The organism is Mycobacterium sp. NPDC003449 (assembly GCF_053588415.1).
Genome location: NZ_JBSFPX010000167.1, coordinates 1 through 16,997, shown reverse-complemented (window position 1 = coordinate 16,997; position 16,997 = coordinate 1). Strand labels below are relative to the sequence as shown.

The following is a 16,997-nucleotide window of genomic DNA, read 5'->3' as shown; positions in this document are numbered from 1 at the left end:
CGGTGATCGCCGACGCCGGCGACACCACCTATCTCAACCCGGCCGGGCAGTCCTGGGCCGCCACCGCGGGATCCGGTGACGTGCTCTCCGGGATCATCGGCGCGCTGCTGGCCGCGGGATTGCCGCCCGGTGAGGCGGCCGCGGCGGGCGCCTTCGTGCATGCCCGCGCCGCCAACCTGTCCGCGGCCGATCCGGGCCCGGCCCCGGCGCCGACCTCGGCGTCACGCATCCTCGCCCACGTCCGCGCCGCCGTCGCATCCCTGTAACGAGAGGATTTGTCATGTCGCCCAAGCACACTCGTGCCCCGCACATCTCGCCGGCCTACACCGGCCGGTTCGCGATGGCGCCGGTTCCGCAGCTGCGCCTGCCGGATGAGGCGATGGATCCCGCCACGGCATACCGGTTCATCCACGACGAGCTGATGCTCGACGGCAGTTCCCGGCTGAACCTCGCCACCTTCGTCACGACCTGGATGGACCCCGAGGCCGAGAAGCTGATGGCCGAGACCTTCGACAAGAACATGATCGACAAGGACGAGTACCCGGCCACGGCCGCGATCGAGGCCCGCTGCGTGAACATGGTCGCCGACCTCTTCCACGCCGAGGATCTGCGCGCCGACGACCCGTCCAGCGCCGTCGGGGTGTCCACGATCGGTTCCAGCGAGGCCGTCATGCTGGCCGGGCTCGCGATGAAATGGAAGTGGCGTGACCGGGTCGGTGACTGGAAGGGACGCACCCCGAATCTGGTGATGGGCTCCAACGTCCAGGTGGTGTGGGAGAAGTTCTGCCGGTACTTCGACGTCGAGCCGCGCTATCTGCCGATGGCCGAGGACCGCTACGTCATCACCCCCGAGCAGGTGCTCGACGCGATCGACGAGGACACCATCGGTGTCGTCGCGATCCTGGGCACCACCTACACCGGTGAGCTGGAACCGATCGCCGAGATCTGCGCGGCCCTGGACAAGGCGGCCGGCGACGGCAGGCCCGACGTGCCGGTGCACGTCGACGCGGCCAGCGGCGGATTCGTCGTCCCGTTCCTGCACCCCGAACTCGAATGGGATTTCCGGCTGCCGCGGGTGGTGTCGATCAACGTCAGCGGCCACAAATACGGGCTGACCTATCCGGGTATCGGCTTCGTGGTGTGGCGCAGCAAGGAGTATCTGCCCGAGGGCCTGGTGTTCCACGTCAACTACCTCGGCGGCGATATGCCCACCTTCACCCTGAACTTCTCCCGGCCCGGCAATCAGGTGGTTGGCCAGTACTACAACTTCCTGCGGCTGGGCCGGGCCGGCTACACCCAGGTGATGCAGTGCCTGGCCCAGACGGCGCGCTGGCTTGGCGATGAGCTGCGCGACAGCGAACACTTCGAGCTGATCACCGACGGTTCGGCGATCCCGGTGGTCAGCTTCCGGCTGAAGGGCGATCCCGGCTACACCGAGTTCGACGTGTCCCAGGCGCTGCGGGCCTACGGCTGGCAGGTCCCGGCCTACACCATGCCCGAGGGCGCCACCGACGTCGTCGTGCTGCGGGTCGTGGTGCGGGAGGGCTTCTCGGCGGACCTGGCCCGCGCGCTCAAGGACGACACCATCACCGTGCTGGCCCACCTGGACAAGCTCAAACCGAACGGCCAGTTCGACGAGGTGCAGCCGTTCGCCCACTAACTTCGTAGGCATGCTGCTGTGGATCAACGGGCCATTCGGTGTCGGTAAGACGCAGACCGCCTACGAACTGCACCGCCGCCTGCCCGGCAGCGTGGTCTGCGATCCCGAGTTCGTCGGGTATGGGCTGCACCGCGCGATGCCACGGCAGTTGCGCGCCGACTTCCAGGACATGCCGGCCTGGCGGCAGGGTGTCTTCGAGGTGCTCGACTTCACGCTGCGCCGGCACGGCGGGCCGGTCATCGCGCCGATGACCGTCATCGAACCGCGGTATTTCGCCGAGACGGTCGGCCGGCTGCGCGATGCCGGTCATCCGGTGTTCCATTTCGCGCTGTTGGCGCGGCGGGAGACGGTGCTCAACCGGTTGGCCGATCGCGGGCTGGGCCTGGGTGGACTGCTGCGCCGGGCGGGCAGGCAGGAGCTGATGCTGCGCAGGGAGGCCTTCGCCGTGGAGCGGCTCGATCGCGGGCTGGAGAACCTCGCGCTGCCGGAGTTCGCCGACCAGGTCTGGACCGACACCCGCACCATCCCCGACGTGGCGACGCACATCGGCGCCGTCGCCGGTGTCCCGCTGCTGCCGAACACCGATGGGGCGGTGCGGGCCGGGCTGCGTCGGGTGGCCGTCACTGCGCGACATATCCGCCTGTGAGCCGAGCGCCGAGGGCCCGCTCGGCCGGTTCTGGGACAATGGTCGGCGGTGATATGACAATGCAGACGACCGAACTCACACCATCGCTCACGCCGCAGGTATCGGCGCAGGCTGTGGTCGATCTCGGCGCGATCCAGCACAACGTGCGGGTACTGCGCGAACATGCCGGTTCGGCGCAGGTGATGGCGGTGGTCAAGGCCGACGGTTACGGCCACGGCGCCGTCCCGGTCGCCGAGGCGGCGCTCGCTGCGGGCGCCGCCGAGATCGGCGTCGCGACCATCCCCGAGGCGCTGGCGCTGCGCGCGGCCGGGATCACGGCACCGGTGCTGTGCTGGCTGCACCCGCCCGGCACCGACTTCTCGCCCGCGGTGGCCGCCGATGTCGAGGTGGGGTTGTCCTCGGTGCGCCAACTCGACGAGGTGCTGGCGGCGGTGTCGAGCACCGGCCGCACCGCCACGGTCACCGTCAAGGTCGACACCGGGCTCAGCCGCAACGGGGTCAGCGCGGCCGACTATCCGGCGATGCTGGCCGCGCTGGGCCGGGCCGAGGCCGACGGGGCGATCCGGGTGCGCGGCATCATGAGCCATCTGGTGCACGGCGACGATCCGGGCAACCCGTTCAACGGGCTGCAGGGTGAGCGGCTGACCGAGATGCGCGGGCTCGCGCAACGCCACAGTGTGACGTTCGATGTCGCGCATCTGTGCAACTCGCCTGCCGCGATGACCCGCCCCGACCTGACCTACGACATGGTCCGGCCGGGCATCGCGGTGTATGGCCTTAGCCCGATCCCGGAGCGCGGCGATATGGGGTTGCGCCCGGCGATGACCCTGAAATGTCCTGTCGCGCTGGTGCGCTCGGTGCGCGCCGGCGACGGGGTATCCTACGGGCATCTGTGGATCGCCGACCACGACACCACCCTGGCGCTGCTGCCGATCGGGTACGCCGACGGTGTCTACCGCTCGTTGAGTGGGCGCATCGACGTGCTGATCAACGGCAGGCGCCGGCGCGCGGTCGGACGGATCTGCATGGACCAGTTCGTCGTCGACCTCGGACCGGATGCCTCCGACGTCACCGAAGGCGACGAGGCCATCCTGTTCGGGCCGGGGACCCGCGGCGAGCCGAGGGCCCAGGATTGGGCCGATCTGCTCGGCACCATCCACTACGAGGTGGTCACCAGCCCGCGGGGCCGGGTGTCCCGCAGCTATGTGCAGGCGGGTCCGCGCCGTTGAGTGGCAATGCCCGCTGGCTCGCGGGGGCGGCCGGGCTGACCGCTGTCGGAACCGTGGCCGGAGTGTCGGTCGCCCGGTCGCTGGGCCGCCGGATCACGGTCGAGGATCCGTACGCCGGTGAGGATTTCGAACTACTCGACGCCGACCGCAGCTCGGTCGTCACGACCCCGGACGGGGTGCCGCTGGCGGTGCGGGAGGTCGGCCCCGACGATGCGCCGCTCACCGTGGTGTTCGCCCACGGCTTCTGCTTGCGGATGGGGTCGTTCCACTTCCAGCGGGCCCGGCTCGCCGAGCAGTGGGGCGCGCAGGTCCGGATGGTGTTCTACGACCAGCGCGGTCACGGCCGGTCCGGGGCCGCATCACCCGACACCTACACGGTGGATCAACTCGGACGTGACCTGGAATCGGTTCTGGCGGTGACGGTTCCACGAGGGCCCGCGGTCCTGGTCGGCCACTCGATGGGCGGTATGACGGTGTTGTCGCACGCCAGGCAGTACCCGCGGCGCTACCCGTCACGGGTCGTCGGGGTGGCACTCATCGCATCGGCCGCCGAGGGGGTGTCGCGGTCGCCGCTCGGCGAGATCCTGCGCAACCCGGCGCTGGAGGCGGTCCGCTTCGCCGGGCGGTACGCGCCGAAAACCATGCGCCGCACCCGCGGTGCCACCAGGGGGGTGATCGCCCCGATCCTGCGGGCCGCATCCTACGGCCATGAGCGGATCAGCCCCAGCGTGGTGGAGTTCTCCGAGCGGATGATGCACGAGACCCCGATCGCCACGCTGGTGGAGTTCTTGCACGCCCTCGAGGTGCACGACGAGACCGCCGGGCTGGCGGCGCTGGCGAAAGTACCCGCGTTGGTCGCCTGTGGTGACCGGGATCTGCTCACCCCGATGGAATACTCGGAGGCCATGGCCGCGCAACTGCCGAGGGCCGAGTTGCTGATCGTCGGGGGCGCGGGCCATCTGGTGCAACTGGAGGAGCCCGAGGTGATCGACGACGCACTGGTCCGTCTGGTCGAGCGGGCCACCCCGTCCAAGCTGGTGGCGCTGACCCGGCGGGTACGGAACCGGGTCAGGTCCCGTGGCTGAGCGCGGCGCCGGTACGGCGCAGCTGGCCACCGCCGAGGACACCGTCGCGTTGGGGGCGGCACTGGGCGAGGGGCTGCGGGCCGGCGATGTGGTGGTGCTGTCCGGGCCGCTGGGAGCGGGAAAGACGGTGTTGGCCAAGGGGATCGCGAAAGCGATGGACGTCGACGGGCCGGTGGTGTCGCCGACGTTCGTGCTGGCCCGGGTGCACCGGCCGCGTCGGCCGGACCGGCCGGCCATGGTGCACGTCGACATGTACCGCCTGCTCGACCATCCCGGCGCCGATCTGCTCGGTGAACTCGACGCCCTCGACCTCGACACCGACCTCGACGATGCGGTCGTGGTGGTGGAATGGGGTGAGGGCCTGGCCGAACGCCTGTCCGATCACCACCTCGACATCCGGATCGAACGGGATTCCCGCACCGAGGCGCGGGCCGTGACCTGGCAGTGGAGCGGCCCGTGACCCCGCGCATCATCCTGACCATCGACACCGCGACCCCTTCGGTCGGTGCGGGTGTCGTCCGCCGCTCCGGCGACGGGACACCGCGCACGGTCGCCGAGCGGGTGACCGTCGACCCCCGCGCACACGCCGAGCAGCTCACCCCCAATGTGCTGGGTGCCCTTGCCGATGCCGGGATCTGGGTCGCCGATCTCGACGCGGTCGTCGTCGGCTGCGGTCCGGGGCCGTTCACCGGGCTGCGGGTGGGGATGGCCAGCGCCGCGGCGTTCGGGCATGCGCTGGGTATCCCGGTGCACGGGGTGTGCAGCCTCGACGCGATCGGCGGGCACACCACCGGTGAGGTGCTGGTGGTGACCGACGCCCGGCGCCGCGAGGTGTACTGGGCCCGCTACCGCGACGGTGTGCGCATCGACGGTCCGGCCGTCAACGCGCCCGACGATGTGCCGGGCGGTGCGGTGTCGGTGACCGGTTCGCCCGCGCACACCGCGCTGTTCGACCTGCCCAAGCTGGACGTGGCGTACCCCACGCCGGCGGGGCTGGTCGCCGCCGTCGCGGATTGGGGCGCCCCCGAACCGCTGGTCCCGCTGTACCTGCGCCGTCCCGACGCTAAACCCCCTGCGGCGGTGCGGAAATGACGATCGAGTTCGATGCGCTGACCCGGGCGGATGCGGCGCGCTGCGCCGAGCTGGAGGCCAAGCTGTTCGTCGGCGACGATCCGTGGCCGGCCCGGGCGTTCCTCGGCGAACTGGCCGCCAAGCACACCCGCTACCTCGCCGCCCGCAGTGACGGCAGGCTGGTCGGCTACGCCGGGATCGCCCGGCTGGGCCGGGTCCGCCCGTTCGAGTACGAGATCCACACCATCGGCGTCGATCCGGACTTCCAGGGCCTTGGTATCGGCCGCAGCCTGCTCGGTCTGCTGCTCGATTATGCCTCGGACGGAACGGTTTTCCTGGAGGTCCGCACCGACAACCTGCCGGCGATCACGCTGTACGAGAGCGCCGGCTTCGTCAACGTCGGCCTGCGCAAACGGTATTACCGGGCCAGCGGGGCCGACGCCTACACCATGCAGCGTCTGCCCCAGGGGGACCCGACGTGATCATCCTGGCCATCGAGAGTTCGTGTGACGAAACCGGGGTCGGCATCGCCGAGCTCAGCTCTGAGGGTGCGGTCACCCTCCTCGCCGACGAGGTCGCCTCCAGTGTCGACGAGCACGCCCGGTTCGGCGGCGTCGTACCCGAGATCGCCTCGCGCGCGCACCTGGAGGCGCTCGGGCCCACCATGCGCCGGGCGCTGCGGGCCGCCGGAATCGAGCGGCCCGATGTCGTCGCGGCCACCATCGGGCCCGGCCTGGCCGGGGCGCTGCTGGTCGGGGTGGCCGCGGCCAAAGCCTATGCGGCGGGCTGGAATGTGCCGTTCTACGCGGTCAACCATCTCGGCGGGCATCTGGCCGCCGACGTCTACGACCACGGTCCGCTGCCCGAGAGTGTGGGCCTGCTGGTGTCGGGCGGGCACACCCACCTGCTGCACGTCCGCTCGCTCGGCGAGCCGATCGTCGAAATGGGCAGCACCGTCGACGATGCCGCCGGGGAGGCCTACGACAAGGTGGCCCGACTGCTCGGCCTGGGTTATCCGGGCGGGCGGGTGCTCGACGAGTTGGCCCGCACCGGCAACCGCGACGCCATCGCGTTCCCGCGGGGGATGACCGGGCCTCGTGACGAGCCGTACGCGTTCAGCTTCTCCGGTCTCAAAACCGCGGTCGCCCGCTACGTCGAAGCCAACCCGGACGCGGCGCAGGCCGATGTGGCGGCCGGGTTCCAGGAGGCGGTAGCCGATGTGCTCACCGCCAAGGCGGTGCGCGCCGCCACCGACCTCGGGGTCTCCACGCTGCTGATCGCGGGCGGGGTGGCCGCCAACTCCCGGCTCCGGGAGCTGGCCGAGGAACGGTGCCGCGCAGCGGGTTTGACCTTGCGGGTGCCGCGGCCCCGGTTGTGCACCGACAACGGGGCGATGATCGCGTCGTTCGCGGCGCACCTGATCGCCGCCGGGGCGGGCCCGTCACCGCTCGACGCGGCCAGCGACCCGGGTCTGCCGGTGGTCAAGGGTCAGGTGGCGTGACCACCGGCCCGGTCGGCATCCCGCAGTCGGTGCGGGCCTCGGTCGGGTGCTGGCTGACCGCGGTGGCCGCGGGCGTCGTCGAGACCGCGATCCACCTGCTGGCCGACCCGGGTTCCGGTGCCGCCGTGCAGATACCGATCCGCATCGCGGTGTACGGGGTGGTCACCGTGGTGATCCTGGCGCTGCGCTGCGGCCGGGCCTGGGCGCGGATCGTGCTGACCGTGCTGCTGGGCGGGGTGGGGCTGTTTTCGCTGCTGGCCGAACCGATCTCGTGGTGGGTATCCGGCGGGGCGCCGGCGGCGTTCCTGGCGGCGGCGGATGCGACGACGCTCGCCGTGGTCGCGGTGCGGGCGGTGCACGTGCTCGCGGTCCTGGTCGGGCTGGTCCTGATGTACCGGCCGCAGGCCAATCGGTTCTTCAGACCGAACACGGTGGAGGAGAAGGTGTCATGACGGGTGTCGAGGCGTTGGCCGACAAGCTGGCGATCACCGAACTGCTGTACCGCTACGCCGAGCTGATCGACTCCGGTGACTTCGACGGCGTCGGCAGGTTGCTGGGCCGTGCCACCTTCGCCGGCACGGCCTCGCAGGCCACATCGGGTGAGCGGGCCATCGCCAAACTGTTCGCGTCGACCACCCGCCGCTACCCCGACCACGGCAACACCCCGCGGACCCGGCACCTGGTGCTCAACCCCATCGTCGACCTCGACGGTGCGCGGGCGCGGGCGCGGTCCACGTTCCTGGTGCTGCAGAACACCGGGAAAGTGGCCCTGGCGCCCATCGTGGCCGGGCGGTATCTCGATACGTTCGCCCGCGACGAGCAGGGCTGGTTCTTCACCGAACGCAGGGTCGATGTCGAGATGCTCGGCGACGTATCGGCGCACCTGATGCTGGATCCGGGCGCGTTCGGCCGGTGAGCGCGGCCGGTGGTCGCGGCCATGGTGTCGTCGTGCGGCAGAAGGCCACCCTTGAGTGCTAGCACTCGCATGTATAGAGTGCTAGGTGGCACGCGGCCAAAACCCCCGGCGCCGGCACCCGCGACGACGGAGCATGGGGCGACGGACGCATGCCGAACACCTGGTAAACGGCATCTGGGACAGTCCCAGATCCACACCCCGACAAGTGGAGGGCTTCCATCGTGGCAGTCAACATCAAGCCACTCGAGGACAAGATCCTCGTTCAGGCCAGCGAGGCCGAGACCACGACCGCTTCCGGTCTGGTCATTCCCGACACCGCCAAGGAGAAGCCGCAGGAAGGCACCGTCGTCGCAGTTGGCCCCGGCCGCTGGGATGAGGATGGCGACAAGCGGATCCCCCTGGACGTTGCCGAGGGCGACACCGTCATCTACAGCAAGTACGGCGGCACCGAGATCAAGTACAACGGCGAGGAGTACCTGATCCTCTCCGCGCGCGACGTGCTGGCTGTCGTCAACAAGTAAAAGCACTCGTGTCCCGCCCCGGAGATCCCCGTGTCAGCACGGGCGGTTTCCGGGGCGGTATGCGTAATAGGGAAAGAATTCTATGAGCAAGCAGATTGAGTTCAACGAAACTGCGCGGCGTGCCATGGAGGCCGGTGTCGACAAGCTCGCCGACGCCGTCAAGGTGACCCTGGGCCCGCGCGGCCGGCATGTGGTGCTGGCCAAGGCCTTCGGCGGACCCCAGATCACCAACGACGGTGTCACCATCGCCCGCGAGATCGACCTGGAGGATCCGTTCGAGAACCTGGGCGCGCAGCTGGTGAAGTCGGTGGCCACCAAGACCAACGATGTCGCCGGCGACGGCACCACCACCGCCACCGTTCTGGCCCAGGCGCTGGTCAAGGCCGGCCTGCGCAACGTGGCCGCCGGGGCCAACCCCATCGCGCTGGGCTCGGGCATCGGCAGGGCCGCCGACGCCGTCAGCGAGGCGCTGCTGGCCGCGGCCACCCCGGTGTCGGAGCAGACCGCGATCGGCCAGGTCGCCACCGTGTCCTCGCGCGACGAGCAGATCGGTGAGCTGGTCGGCGAGGCCATGACCAAGGTCGGCCACGACGGCGTCGTCACCGTCGAGGAGTCCTCGACGCTGAGCACCGAGCTGGAGATCACCGAGGGCGTCGGCTTCGACAAGGGCTTCATCTCGGCCTACTTCGTCACCGACTTCGACCTGCAGGAAGCCGTGCTGGAGGACGCCGTGGTGCTGCTGCACCGCGACAAGATCAGCTCGCTGCCCGATCTGCTGCCGCTGCTGGAGAAGGTTGCCGAGGCCGGCAAGCCGCTGCTGATCGTTGCCGAGGACGTCGAGGGTGAGGCGCTGTCGACCCTGGTGGTCAACTCCATCCGCAAGACGCTCAAGGCCGTCGCGGTCAAGGCCCCGTTCTTCGGCGACCGCCGCAAGGCGTTCCTGGAGGACCTGGCCATCGTGACCGGCGCGCAGGTGGTCAACCCCGATGTGGGTCTGGTGCTGCGTGAGGCCGGCCTGGAGGTGCTGGGTTCGGCGCGACGCGTGGTGGTGTCCAAGGACAGCACCGTGATCGTCGACGGCGGCGGCGCCAAGGACGCCGTCACCGACCGGGTCAAGCAGCTCAAGTCCGAGATCGAGACCACCGATTCGGACTGGGACCGCGAGAAGCTGCAGGAGCGGCTGGCCAAGCTGGCCGGCGGCGTCGCCGTGATCAAGGTCGGTGCGGCCACCGAGACCGATCTGAAGAAGCGCAAGGAAGCCGTCGAGGACGCCGTCGCGGCGGCCAAGGCGGCCGTCGAGGAGGGCATCGTCACCGGTGGCGGAGCGGCCCTGGTGCAGGCCCGTTCGGCGCTGGACAAGCTGCGCGGCGAGGTCTCGGGCGACGAGGCCATCGGTGTCGACGTGTTCTCCGCAGCGCTGTCGGCCCCGCTGTACTGGATCGCCACCAACGCCGGTCTGGACGGCTCGGTCGTGGTGAACAAGGTTCGCGAGCTGCCCAACGGGCAGGGCTTCAACGCCGCCACGCTGACCTACGGCGACCTGGTCGCCGACGGCATCGTCGACCCGGCGAAGGTGACCCGCTCGGCGGTGCTCAACGCGGCATCGGTGGCCCGCATGGTGCTCACCACCGAGACTGCGGTCGTCGACAAGCCCGCTGAGGAAGAGGACGACGGGCACGGCCACCACGGCCACGCCCACTGATTTCTCCGCCGAACAGACACAAAAGTGCCCCATTTCTTCGGATTTGGGGCACTTTTGTGTCTGGTGGCGCCTAGAATCGTTCGCGGATCTCCACCGCTGTCTCGAGCATCTGCCCCGTGCTGGTGAACCAGTCCTGCAAATTGAGATCCACGATGAGTTCGTCGGCGCCGGCCTGCGCCGCGGTCCGGACGTCGTCCATGATCTGGTCGAGGGTGCCGACGAAGGCCGATCGGTCCGGTCCCGCCGGGCGGTCGGTGAAGGTGACGTTTCCGATCACGACCAGCTCCATTCGGCTGGTGTCCCGGCCGTACCCGCAAGCAATGTCCCGGATACGGTTCCAGCTCGCACGCAGCTCTGCGGCTCCGACCGGGCCGGGTGTGCTCAGAAGCGGTAGCCAGCCGTCGGCCCGCCTGGCGATGCGTTGCACGGTCGCCGAACTGGTCCCGCGGCCCAGGTTGTTGCCACCGCCGCCCAGCATCACGGGGATCTTCGAAACCGGTTTGGGCAGCACCGCCGCGTCGTCGATGATGACGCGCGGGCTCTGGAAGGTCACTGGATCCGAGCCCCATACGGCATCGAACACGTCCAGGGTCTCGTCGAGGAAGCGGCCGCGATCCGCTCGGGTGGCGCCGGTGGCCTGGAGTTCATCGGTGGCCCAGCCGATGCCCAACCCCGCGATGATCCGACCGCCGCTGATCTGATCGATCGTGGCCAGCGCCTTCGCCAGCTGGATCGGGGTGTGGAGGGCGGCGATCAGCACGGACGTTCCGAGGCGCACGCGTTCGGTCACCACGGCCGCCGCGGTGAGCACTGCGAGGGGGTCGGCGGCTTGCCGGGAGTGTTCCGGCCATGGCACGGTGGTCCCCGCGTACGGTTCGGCGGGCGTCTGCGGGAAGAGCAGCCGCTCGTACGTCCACACACTGTCGTAGCCGGCCGATTCGGCCGTCCTGGCCGCGTCGACCACGTCGTGTCGTAGGTCCACTCCCAATCTCTGGGGCAGGCGAAGTCCTAGCTTCATCTTTCCAGTGTTGACCTTCACACTGATGTGAAGGTCAAAGGTAAGCTCTGGCACATGCGAATCGGCGAGCTCGCCGCGCGTACCGGCGTCTCCCGCCGGCTCCTGCGCTACTACGAGGAGCAGGGGTTGATCACACCGGGTCGCTCGCGTAACGGGTACCGCGAGTACGCGGACGCCCACCTGCACGTCGTGGAGCAGATCACCGGACTGCTCGACGCCGGGCTGCCGACGCGCATCATCGCGCAGCTGCTGCCGTGTCTGGACCGGTCGCCGTCGGTCTACGTGCCCGACGTGACACCCGAAATGATCGCGACCCTGCGACGCGAACAAGCCAGGCTCTCGCAACGCATCGAGTGTCTGACCCACAACAGGGACGCGATCGCTGATTACGTTGACAAGGTCATCAAGGTCAAGGCGGTGGGGGCCGACGATGACCATTGACGTGCGTTCGGTCGCCGGGCTGGATCTGCACCTGGATCGGTCCGGTGCTCGGGTGCGCGACAGCGTGATGGACGGCGTGCGCGACGCTATCCGTTCGGGCCGGCTGGTTTCGGGCACCCGGCTGCCGTCGAGCCGGGTGTTGGCGGCCGACCTTGGGGTGGCACGAAACACGGTGGCACGCGCCTACGCCGAGCTCATCGCCGAGGGCTGGCTGACCTCACAGCACGGCTCGGGAACCCTGGTTTCCCAACGGGCCGAACAGGTTGTGGCGTCGGTGACCTCGCCGCCGCGAGACCGGGCACCGCGTCGGCTGGATCACGACCTTCGTCCCGGCCACCCCGACCTGTCGTCGTTTCCGCGCGCGGAGTGGAGCCGCGCGGTCAAACGCGCACTGGACTCGGCGCCGTTCGAGGCGTTCGGCTACACCGACACTCACGGGCGGCCCGAACTGCGCCGCGCCCTGGCCCAGTATCTGGGCCGCGCCAGGGGCGTCCGGGCACGACCGTGCAATATCGTCGTGTGCAGCGGGGCCGCCGAGGGCGTGCGTCTCATCGGGCGGGTGCTGGCCGACGCCGGCGTCACCGCTGTGGCGGTCGAGGAGTTCGGGCTGTCGTCGCAGTGGACGTCGCTGAGCCGAGCCGGATTGCGTTGCCTGCCACTGCGAGTGGACAGTCATGGTGCCGACATCGACGCGCTCGGCGGTATGCCGGAGGTGGGCGCCGTGATGCTCACGCCGTCGCATCAGTTCCCGCTGGGCGTCTCATTGCATTCCGACCGGCGCGCAGCGGTCATCGATTGGGCGCGCCGCACCGGCGGCGTGATCATCGAAGACGATTACGACGGCGAGTTCCGCTATGACCGCAGCCCGGTCGGGGCGCTGCACGGCGGTGATCCCGAGCACGTGATCTACCTGGGTACGGCGAGCAAGTCGCTGGCGCCGGGGCTGCGGCTCGGCTGGCTGGTTCTACCGGACCGACTCGTCGACGCGGTAGCGCGGCAGAAGGGTGAAACGGAGGAGACCTCGGGCTTCGTCGACCAGCTGGCGATGGCCGAATTCATCGTTTCGGGCTCCTATGACCGGCACATCCGGACGATGCGTGCCGAATACCGGCGCCGTCGTGAGCAACTCGTCACTGCGGTCGCCGCGTCCTCACCGATGACCTCTGTGGTGGGGATGCCGGCTGGGTTGCACGTGATGCTCGAACTTGCCGGCGTCGACGGGAGCGCGCTGTCGCGTCGACGCGGGTGGCGACGGCTCGGCATCGAGGGCCTCGACCGGTATCGGCATCCGGAGACCACGCGGGAACGCGACGGTCTGGTGATCGGGTATGCCTCGCCGGCGCCGAGCGCGTGGTCGGCGGCCTTGGCGGCCCTGGCCGAGCAGCTGCCATGACCGCCGTGGCCCGCAACTGGCCCCTGCTCGCGGTGCCCAAGTGGCCCACGCTGACCACGATCGCGCAATTAGCGTTGACGGCATGTTGGCCGTAGGAAACCTCAAGATCACCGACCTGCTGGGTGTGACCCCGCCGTCGATCCCCGAAGGCGCACACGCTATGACCCAGCTCATCGAGCTGCCCCCGGCGGACGCCGGGACGGGGCCGCATCGGCATTCGGGCCCGGTATTCGGTTACGTGCTTGCGGGCCGGATCCTCTTTGAGCTGGAGGGGGAGGAACCCACCGAACTCGTTGCGGGTCAGGCATTCTGGGAGCCCGGCGGTGATGTGGTGCACTACCAGATGAGCAACCTGGACCCGGGTGAGTGGAGCCGGTTCCTGGCCGTGTGCATCTGTGCCCCCGGGGTCGACATGATCACCATGCTCGAGCCCGAGGAGATCGTGGCCCGCGATTCCCTGCGCCATCCCAGCGCCCGTCAGTACGCGGACCGATGACCATGCGAGCGATCATCGCGCGCACCCGTGCCGCAGGCGTCGACGGGCTCGCGGCAGGGGAGATGCCCTATCCGCACGCCGCCGAGAACGACGTCATCGTCCGGGTGCACGCGGCCGGCTTCACGCCGGGTGAACTCGACTGGCCCGGCACCTGGACCGACCGTGCCGGAAACGACCGCGCGCCGAGCATTCCGGGCCACGAGGTCTCCGGGGTGGTCGCCGAGCTCGGCTACGGGACGACGGGGCTGGCCGTCGGCCAACGTGTCTTCGGGCTCACCGACTGGTGCCGCAACGGCACACTGGCCGAGTTCGTGGCGGTCGAGGCCCGCAACCTCGCGCCACTGTCGGCCGGAATCGACCACACCGTGGCCGCGGCGTTGCCGATTTCGGGTCTGACCGCTTGGCAGGGACTGTTCGCCCACGGCGGGCTTACGGCCGGTCAGACCGCCCTGATCAACGGCGCGGCGGGCGGCGTCGGATCGCTCGCGGTGCAGTTGGCGCGGGAGGTCGGAGCGCGGGTGATCGGAACCGGTCGCGCGGCCCATCGGGACACCGTCCTCGGACTGGGAGCGGAGGTCTTCGTCGACCTGGATCACGATCGGCTCGAAGGTATCGGTGAAGTGGACCTGGCCTTCGATGTGCTCGGAGGTCAAATACTCTGTCGGTCAGCGGCGTTGGTCCGCTCCGGTGGAACCCTGATCAGCATCGCCGAACCACCGCCGAACCCGCCGGAGAACATCCGGACCGTGTTCTTCGTCGTCGAACCCGACCGGGCGGGGCTCACCGAACTGGAGCGCAGGCTCGGAGACGGGCGGCTGCGCCCGCTCGTCGGAACGATACGCCCCCTCGAGGAGGCCGCTGACGCCTTCGGCCCGACCCATGGTGGCGGTAAGCCGATCATCCAGGTGGCCGATGAGGAACCGGAATCCCTTGCCGAAGAAACAGTATCGTGAGCGTCGACCTCACATATCCCCGCACGGCTGCGGCCGTCGCCGCGCTGTCGGTGGCCGAGCGTTTCTACTCGCCGGCGTTGCTCGGCCACTGTCTGCGCTCCTACCTGTGGGCGGCGGAATATGCTTCGGCGCACGGCATTACGTTCGACGAGGAACTCCTCTATGTGTCGGCGATGCTTCACGACCTCGGTTTGACCGATGCGTTCGACAGCCACCGGGTGGATTTCGAAGAAGCCGGAGGAAGCCTCGCGTGGGTGTTCGGGGTTGCGGCGGGGTGGCCGGCCGAACGGGCCGCCAGGGCCGAGGAGATCATCGTGCTGCACATGCGCCCCGACGTGTCAGCGACCACCGATCCCGAGTCGCATCTGTTGCAGGTCGCCACCAGCTGGGACGTCGCCGGCCGCAGGCCGGAGGAGTTCCCGGCGCAGCTGCGTGCCGCGATACTTTCGCGCCATCCCCGACAAGGATTCGGTGACGAGTTCATCGCATGCTTCGAAGACCAGGCGCGACGCAAGCCGGACAGCGCCGCCGCGGCGTCCATCGGCAGCGACGGCGCCGGACGGATCAGGGCCAACCCACTCGACGGCTAGGCCTGGGATCGGTAATTCCCGAGGGGCTATCCGGCCGATGTGAATCGGTTATCTGACTGAGACCACGACACTTCGCGCGGTGGCGCGGTTTTGACGGCGACAAGCCGACAATGCGGACATGACGGAGCCGACGCGCGGGATCTCGCGTCAGACGTTCCTGCGAGGCGCGGTCGGCGCGCTGGCCGCCGGAGCGGTTTTCGGATCGAGCCGGGCCGGCGCCGAACCGGCAATATCCTCAGGCTGGGACGGCCTCTCCACCGCCATCGGGGACAAGGTGATCCTGCCGGGCAACGGTGGGCGATTCGCCTCGGCTAAAAGCGTTTTCAACACCCTCTACAACGGCCTGTCCCCGGCGGCGATCGTCACCCCGACGTCGGCGGCGGACGTACAGAAGGCGATGGAGTTCGCCGCCGCGCACAACCTCGAGGTCGCGCCCCGCGGCGGGGGGCACTCCTACGTGGGCGCGTCGACCGCGAACGGCACCATGGTGCTGGACTTGCGGCAACTGCCCGGCGACATCAACTATGACGCCGCCACCGGGCAGGTAACGGTGACCCCCGCGACCGGTCTGTACGCGATCCACCAGGCGCTGGCCGGGTCGGGCCGGGGCATCCCGACCGGGACCTGCCCGTCGGTCGGTGCGGCCGGGCACGCCCTGGGCGGCGGGCTGGGCGCCCAATCGCGGCACGCGGGGCTGATGTGTGATCAATTGGTGTCGGCGACGGTGGTGCTGCCCGGCGGCCGGGCCGTCAAAGCATCGGCCGATGAGAACCCGGATCTGTTCTGGGCATTGCACGGTGGGGGCGGCGGCAACTTCGGGGTGACGACCGCGCTGACCTTCGCCACCTTCCCCATCGCCGACGTGGATATCGCCGGTCTCCATTTCCCGCTGCAGTCCTTCGCCCAGGTGCTGGTCGGGTGGCAGAACTGGCTGCGCACCGCCGACCGCAGCAGCTGGGCACTCGCCGACACCGTCACCGACCCGCAGGGCGCGCACTGCCGCATCCTCGCGACCTCCCCGGCCGGATCGGGTGACAGCGTCGCCGCCGCCGTCACCAAGGCGGTGGGGTTACAGCCGACCGGAACCGATCGCCGCACGCTGAGCTACCTGGATCTGGTGAAATTCCTGGCCGCCGATAACCTCAACCCGGCGCCGCTGGGCTATGTCGGGGGATCCGACGTCTTCCCGTCGATCACCCCGGCCGCCGCCCAGGGGATCGCCGCGGCGTTCGACGCGTTTCCGTCCGGGGCGGGCCGGCCGTTGGTGATCATGCATACCCTCGACGGCGCTCTCGCCTCCGTGGCGCCCGGGGCCACCGCCTTTCCGTGGCGGCAGCAGTCCGCACTGGTGCAGTGGTACGTCGAGACCTCCGGTTCTCCTGCGGCAGCGGTCAATTGGCTCAACACCGCACACCAGGCGGTGGCACCGTATTCGGTCGGCGGATACGTGAACTATCTCGAGGCGAACCAGCCGGCGTCGCGCTATTTCGGTGCCAACCTCTCCCGGCTGGCCGCCACCCGGCAGAAGTACGACCCGGGCCGGGTCATGTTTTCGGGCCTGAACCTGTAGCTCAGACCGCTCGGTGGGTCCAGTTTCTCGGCCGAGCAGACACAAACCTGCCCTAAATCAAGCGATCGGGTTGTTGCGAAATTGCGTGGGGGTCGGTGCGGGTGGATCTCGGTCAGTGGTGGGTGGCCCGGCCTGGGGTTGGGTTAGCCTGCGACTGGGGCGAAGGCTCCGGTTCCGATCGCCTTGAAGAGGTTGTGCACCAGGG

Annotated in this window: 20 protein-coding genes; 19 read left to right on the top strand and 1 reads right to left on the bottom strand. The window is 69.5% G+C overall.

The features are described from left to right. The 13 genes from ACWDTP_RS30125 to groL all read left to right on the top strand — a co-directional run. A partial coding sequence (locus ACWDTP_RS30125) for an NAD(P)H-hydrate dehydratase (protein ID WP_450026703.1) occupies window positions 1-266 on the top strand: 266 nt, incomplete at its 5' end. 14 nt (window positions 267-280) lie between these two features. After that, window positions 281-1,660, top strand: coding sequence for a glutamate decarboxylase (locus ACWDTP_RS30120; RefSeq protein ID WP_450026701.1), 1,380 nt, complete (start codon window positions 281-283; stop codon window positions 1,658-1,660). A gap of 10 nt (window positions 1,661-1,670) precedes the next feature. Beyond that, a complete protein-coding gene (locus ACWDTP_RS30115; RefSeq protein ID WP_450026699.1) occupies window positions 1,671-2,306 on the top strand; it encodes an AAA family ATPase in 636 nt (211 codons plus the stop codon). 59 nt (window positions 2,307-2,365) lie between these two features. Continuing rightward, the gene (gene alr / locus ACWDTP_RS30110) at window positions 2,366-3,535 is read left to right on the top strand and encodes an alanine racemase (RefSeq protein ID WP_450026709.1); all 1,170 of its coding nucleotides are present in this window, start codon (window positions 2,366-2,368) and stop codon (window positions 3,533-3,535) included. Continuing rightward, window positions 3,532-4,620 (top strand): alpha/beta fold hydrolase, encoded by a 1,089-nt coding sequence (locus ACWDTP_RS30105; RefSeq protein WP_450026697.1) that lies wholly within the window; start codon window positions 3,532-3,534, stop codon window positions 4,618-4,620. The genes alr and ACWDTP_RS30105 overlap by 4 nt, the downstream gene beginning before the upstream one ends. After that, complete coding sequence (gene tsaE, locus ACWDTP_RS30100; RefSeq protein WP_450026695.1) at window positions 4,613-5,080, top strand: tRNA (adenosine(37)-N6)-threonylcarbamoyltransferase complex ATPase subunit type 1 TsaE; 468 nt, start codon at window positions 4,613-4,615, stop codon at window positions 5,078-5,080. Before ACWDTP_RS30105 ends, tsaE begins: the two co-directional genes overlap by 8 nt. After that, window positions 5,077-5,712 (top strand): tRNA (adenosine(37)-N6)-threonylcarbamoyltransferase complex dimerization subunit type 1 TsaB, encoded by a 636-nt coding sequence (tsaB, locus tag ACWDTP_RS30095; RefSeq protein WP_450026693.1) that lies wholly within the window; start codon window positions 5,077-5,079, stop codon window positions 5,710-5,712. Before tsaE ends, tsaB begins: the two co-directional genes overlap by 4 nt. Next, a complete protein-coding gene (gene rimI / locus ACWDTP_RS30090) occupies window positions 5,709-6,173 on the top strand; it encodes a ribosomal protein S18-alanine N-acetyltransferase (protein WP_450026691.1) in 465 nt (154 codons plus the stop codon). Before tsaB ends, rimI begins: the two co-directional genes overlap by 4 nt. Beyond that, on the top strand, window positions 6,170-7,192 hold the full coding sequence (gene tsaD / locus ACWDTP_RS30085) for a tRNA (adenosine(37)-N6)-threonylcarbamoyltransferase complex transferase subunit TsaD (protein ID WP_450026689.1): 1,023 nt from the start codon (window positions 6,170-6,172) through the stop codon (window positions 7,190-7,192). The genes rimI and tsaD overlap by 4 nt, the downstream gene beginning before the upstream one ends. Continuing rightward, complete coding sequence (locus ACWDTP_RS30080) at window positions 7,189-7,644, top strand: hypothetical protein (protein ID WP_450026687.1); 456 nt, start codon at window positions 7,189-7,191, stop codon at window positions 7,642-7,644. The genes tsaD and ACWDTP_RS30080 overlap by 4 nt, the downstream gene beginning before the upstream one ends. Then, a complete protein-coding gene (locus tag ACWDTP_RS30075; RefSeq protein WP_450026685.1) occupies window positions 7,641-8,108 on the top strand; it encodes a nuclear transport factor 2 family protein in 468 nt (155 codons plus the stop codon). Before ACWDTP_RS30080 ends, ACWDTP_RS30075 begins: the two co-directional genes overlap by 4 nt. 218 nt (window positions 8,109-8,326) lie before the next feature. Continuing rightward, a complete protein-coding gene (gene groES, locus ACWDTP_RS30070) occupies window positions 8,327-8,629 on the top strand; it encodes a co-chaperone GroES (protein WP_450026707.1) in 303 nt (100 codons plus the stop codon). An 82-nt stretch (window positions 8,630-8,711) separates the two neighbouring features. Further along, window positions 8,712-10,331, top strand: coding sequence for a chaperonin GroEL (groL, locus tag ACWDTP_RS30065; RefSeq protein WP_450026683.1), 1,620 nt, complete (start codon window positions 8,712-8,714; stop codon window positions 10,329-10,331). A 70-nt stretch (window positions 10,332-10,401) separates the two neighbouring features. Here groL and ACWDTP_RS30060 read toward each other — a convergent pair whose 3' ends face one another. After that, entirely contained in the window at window positions 10,402-11,349 is a 948-nt protein-coding gene (locus ACWDTP_RS30060; protein WP_450026681.1) for a TIGR03619 family F420-dependent LLM class oxidoreductase, read from the bottom strand. A gap of 54 nt (window positions 11,350-11,403) precedes the next feature. Between ACWDTP_RS30060 and ACWDTP_RS30055 the strand changes: the two genes are divergently transcribed. The 6 genes from ACWDTP_RS30055 to ACWDTP_RS30030 all read left to right on the top strand — a co-directional run bounded on the left by ACWDTP_RS30055 (window position 11,404) and on the right by ACWDTP_RS30030 (window position 16,792). Continuing rightward, window positions 11,404-11,790, top strand: a complete 387-nt coding sequence (locus tag ACWDTP_RS30055) for a MerR family transcriptional regulator (RefSeq protein ID WP_450026679.1) — start codon at window positions 11,404-11,406, stop codon at window positions 11,788-11,790. Further along, window positions 11,780-13,183 carry a MocR-like pyridoxine biosynthesis transcription factor PdxR gene (pdxR, locus tag ACWDTP_RS30050; RefSeq protein WP_450026677.1) on the top strand — a complete coding sequence of 468 codons (1,404 nt, stop codon included), beginning with the start codon at window positions 11,780-11,782 and terminating at the stop codon, window positions 13,181-13,183. Before ACWDTP_RS30055 ends, pdxR begins: the two co-directional genes overlap by 11 nt. An 82-nt stretch (window positions 13,184-13,265) precedes the next feature. Continuing rightward, window positions 13,266-13,679 (top strand): cupin domain-containing protein, encoded by a 414-nt coding sequence (locus tag ACWDTP_RS30045; RefSeq protein WP_450026675.1) that lies wholly within the window; start codon window positions 13,266-13,268, stop codon window positions 13,677-13,679. Between the two features lie 2 nt (window positions 13,680-13,681). After that, a complete protein-coding gene (locus ACWDTP_RS30040) occupies window positions 13,682-14,632 on the top strand; it encodes an NADP-dependent oxidoreductase (RefSeq protein WP_450026705.1) in 951 nt (316 codons plus the stop codon). Continuing rightward, window positions 14,629-15,222 carry an HD domain-containing protein gene (locus tag ACWDTP_RS30035; RefSeq protein WP_450026673.1) on the top strand — a complete coding sequence of 198 codons (594 nt, stop codon included), beginning with the start codon at window positions 14,629-14,631 and terminating at the stop codon, window positions 15,220-15,222. Before ACWDTP_RS30040 ends, ACWDTP_RS30035 begins: the two co-directional genes overlap by 4 nt. 118 nt (window positions 15,223-15,340) lie before the next feature. Next, complete coding sequence (locus ACWDTP_RS30030; protein WP_450026671.1) at window positions 15,341-16,792, top strand: FAD-binding protein; 1,452 nt, start codon at window positions 15,341-15,343, stop codon at window positions 16,790-16,792. The last annotated feature ends 205 nt before the right edge of the window (window positions 16,793-16,997 follow it).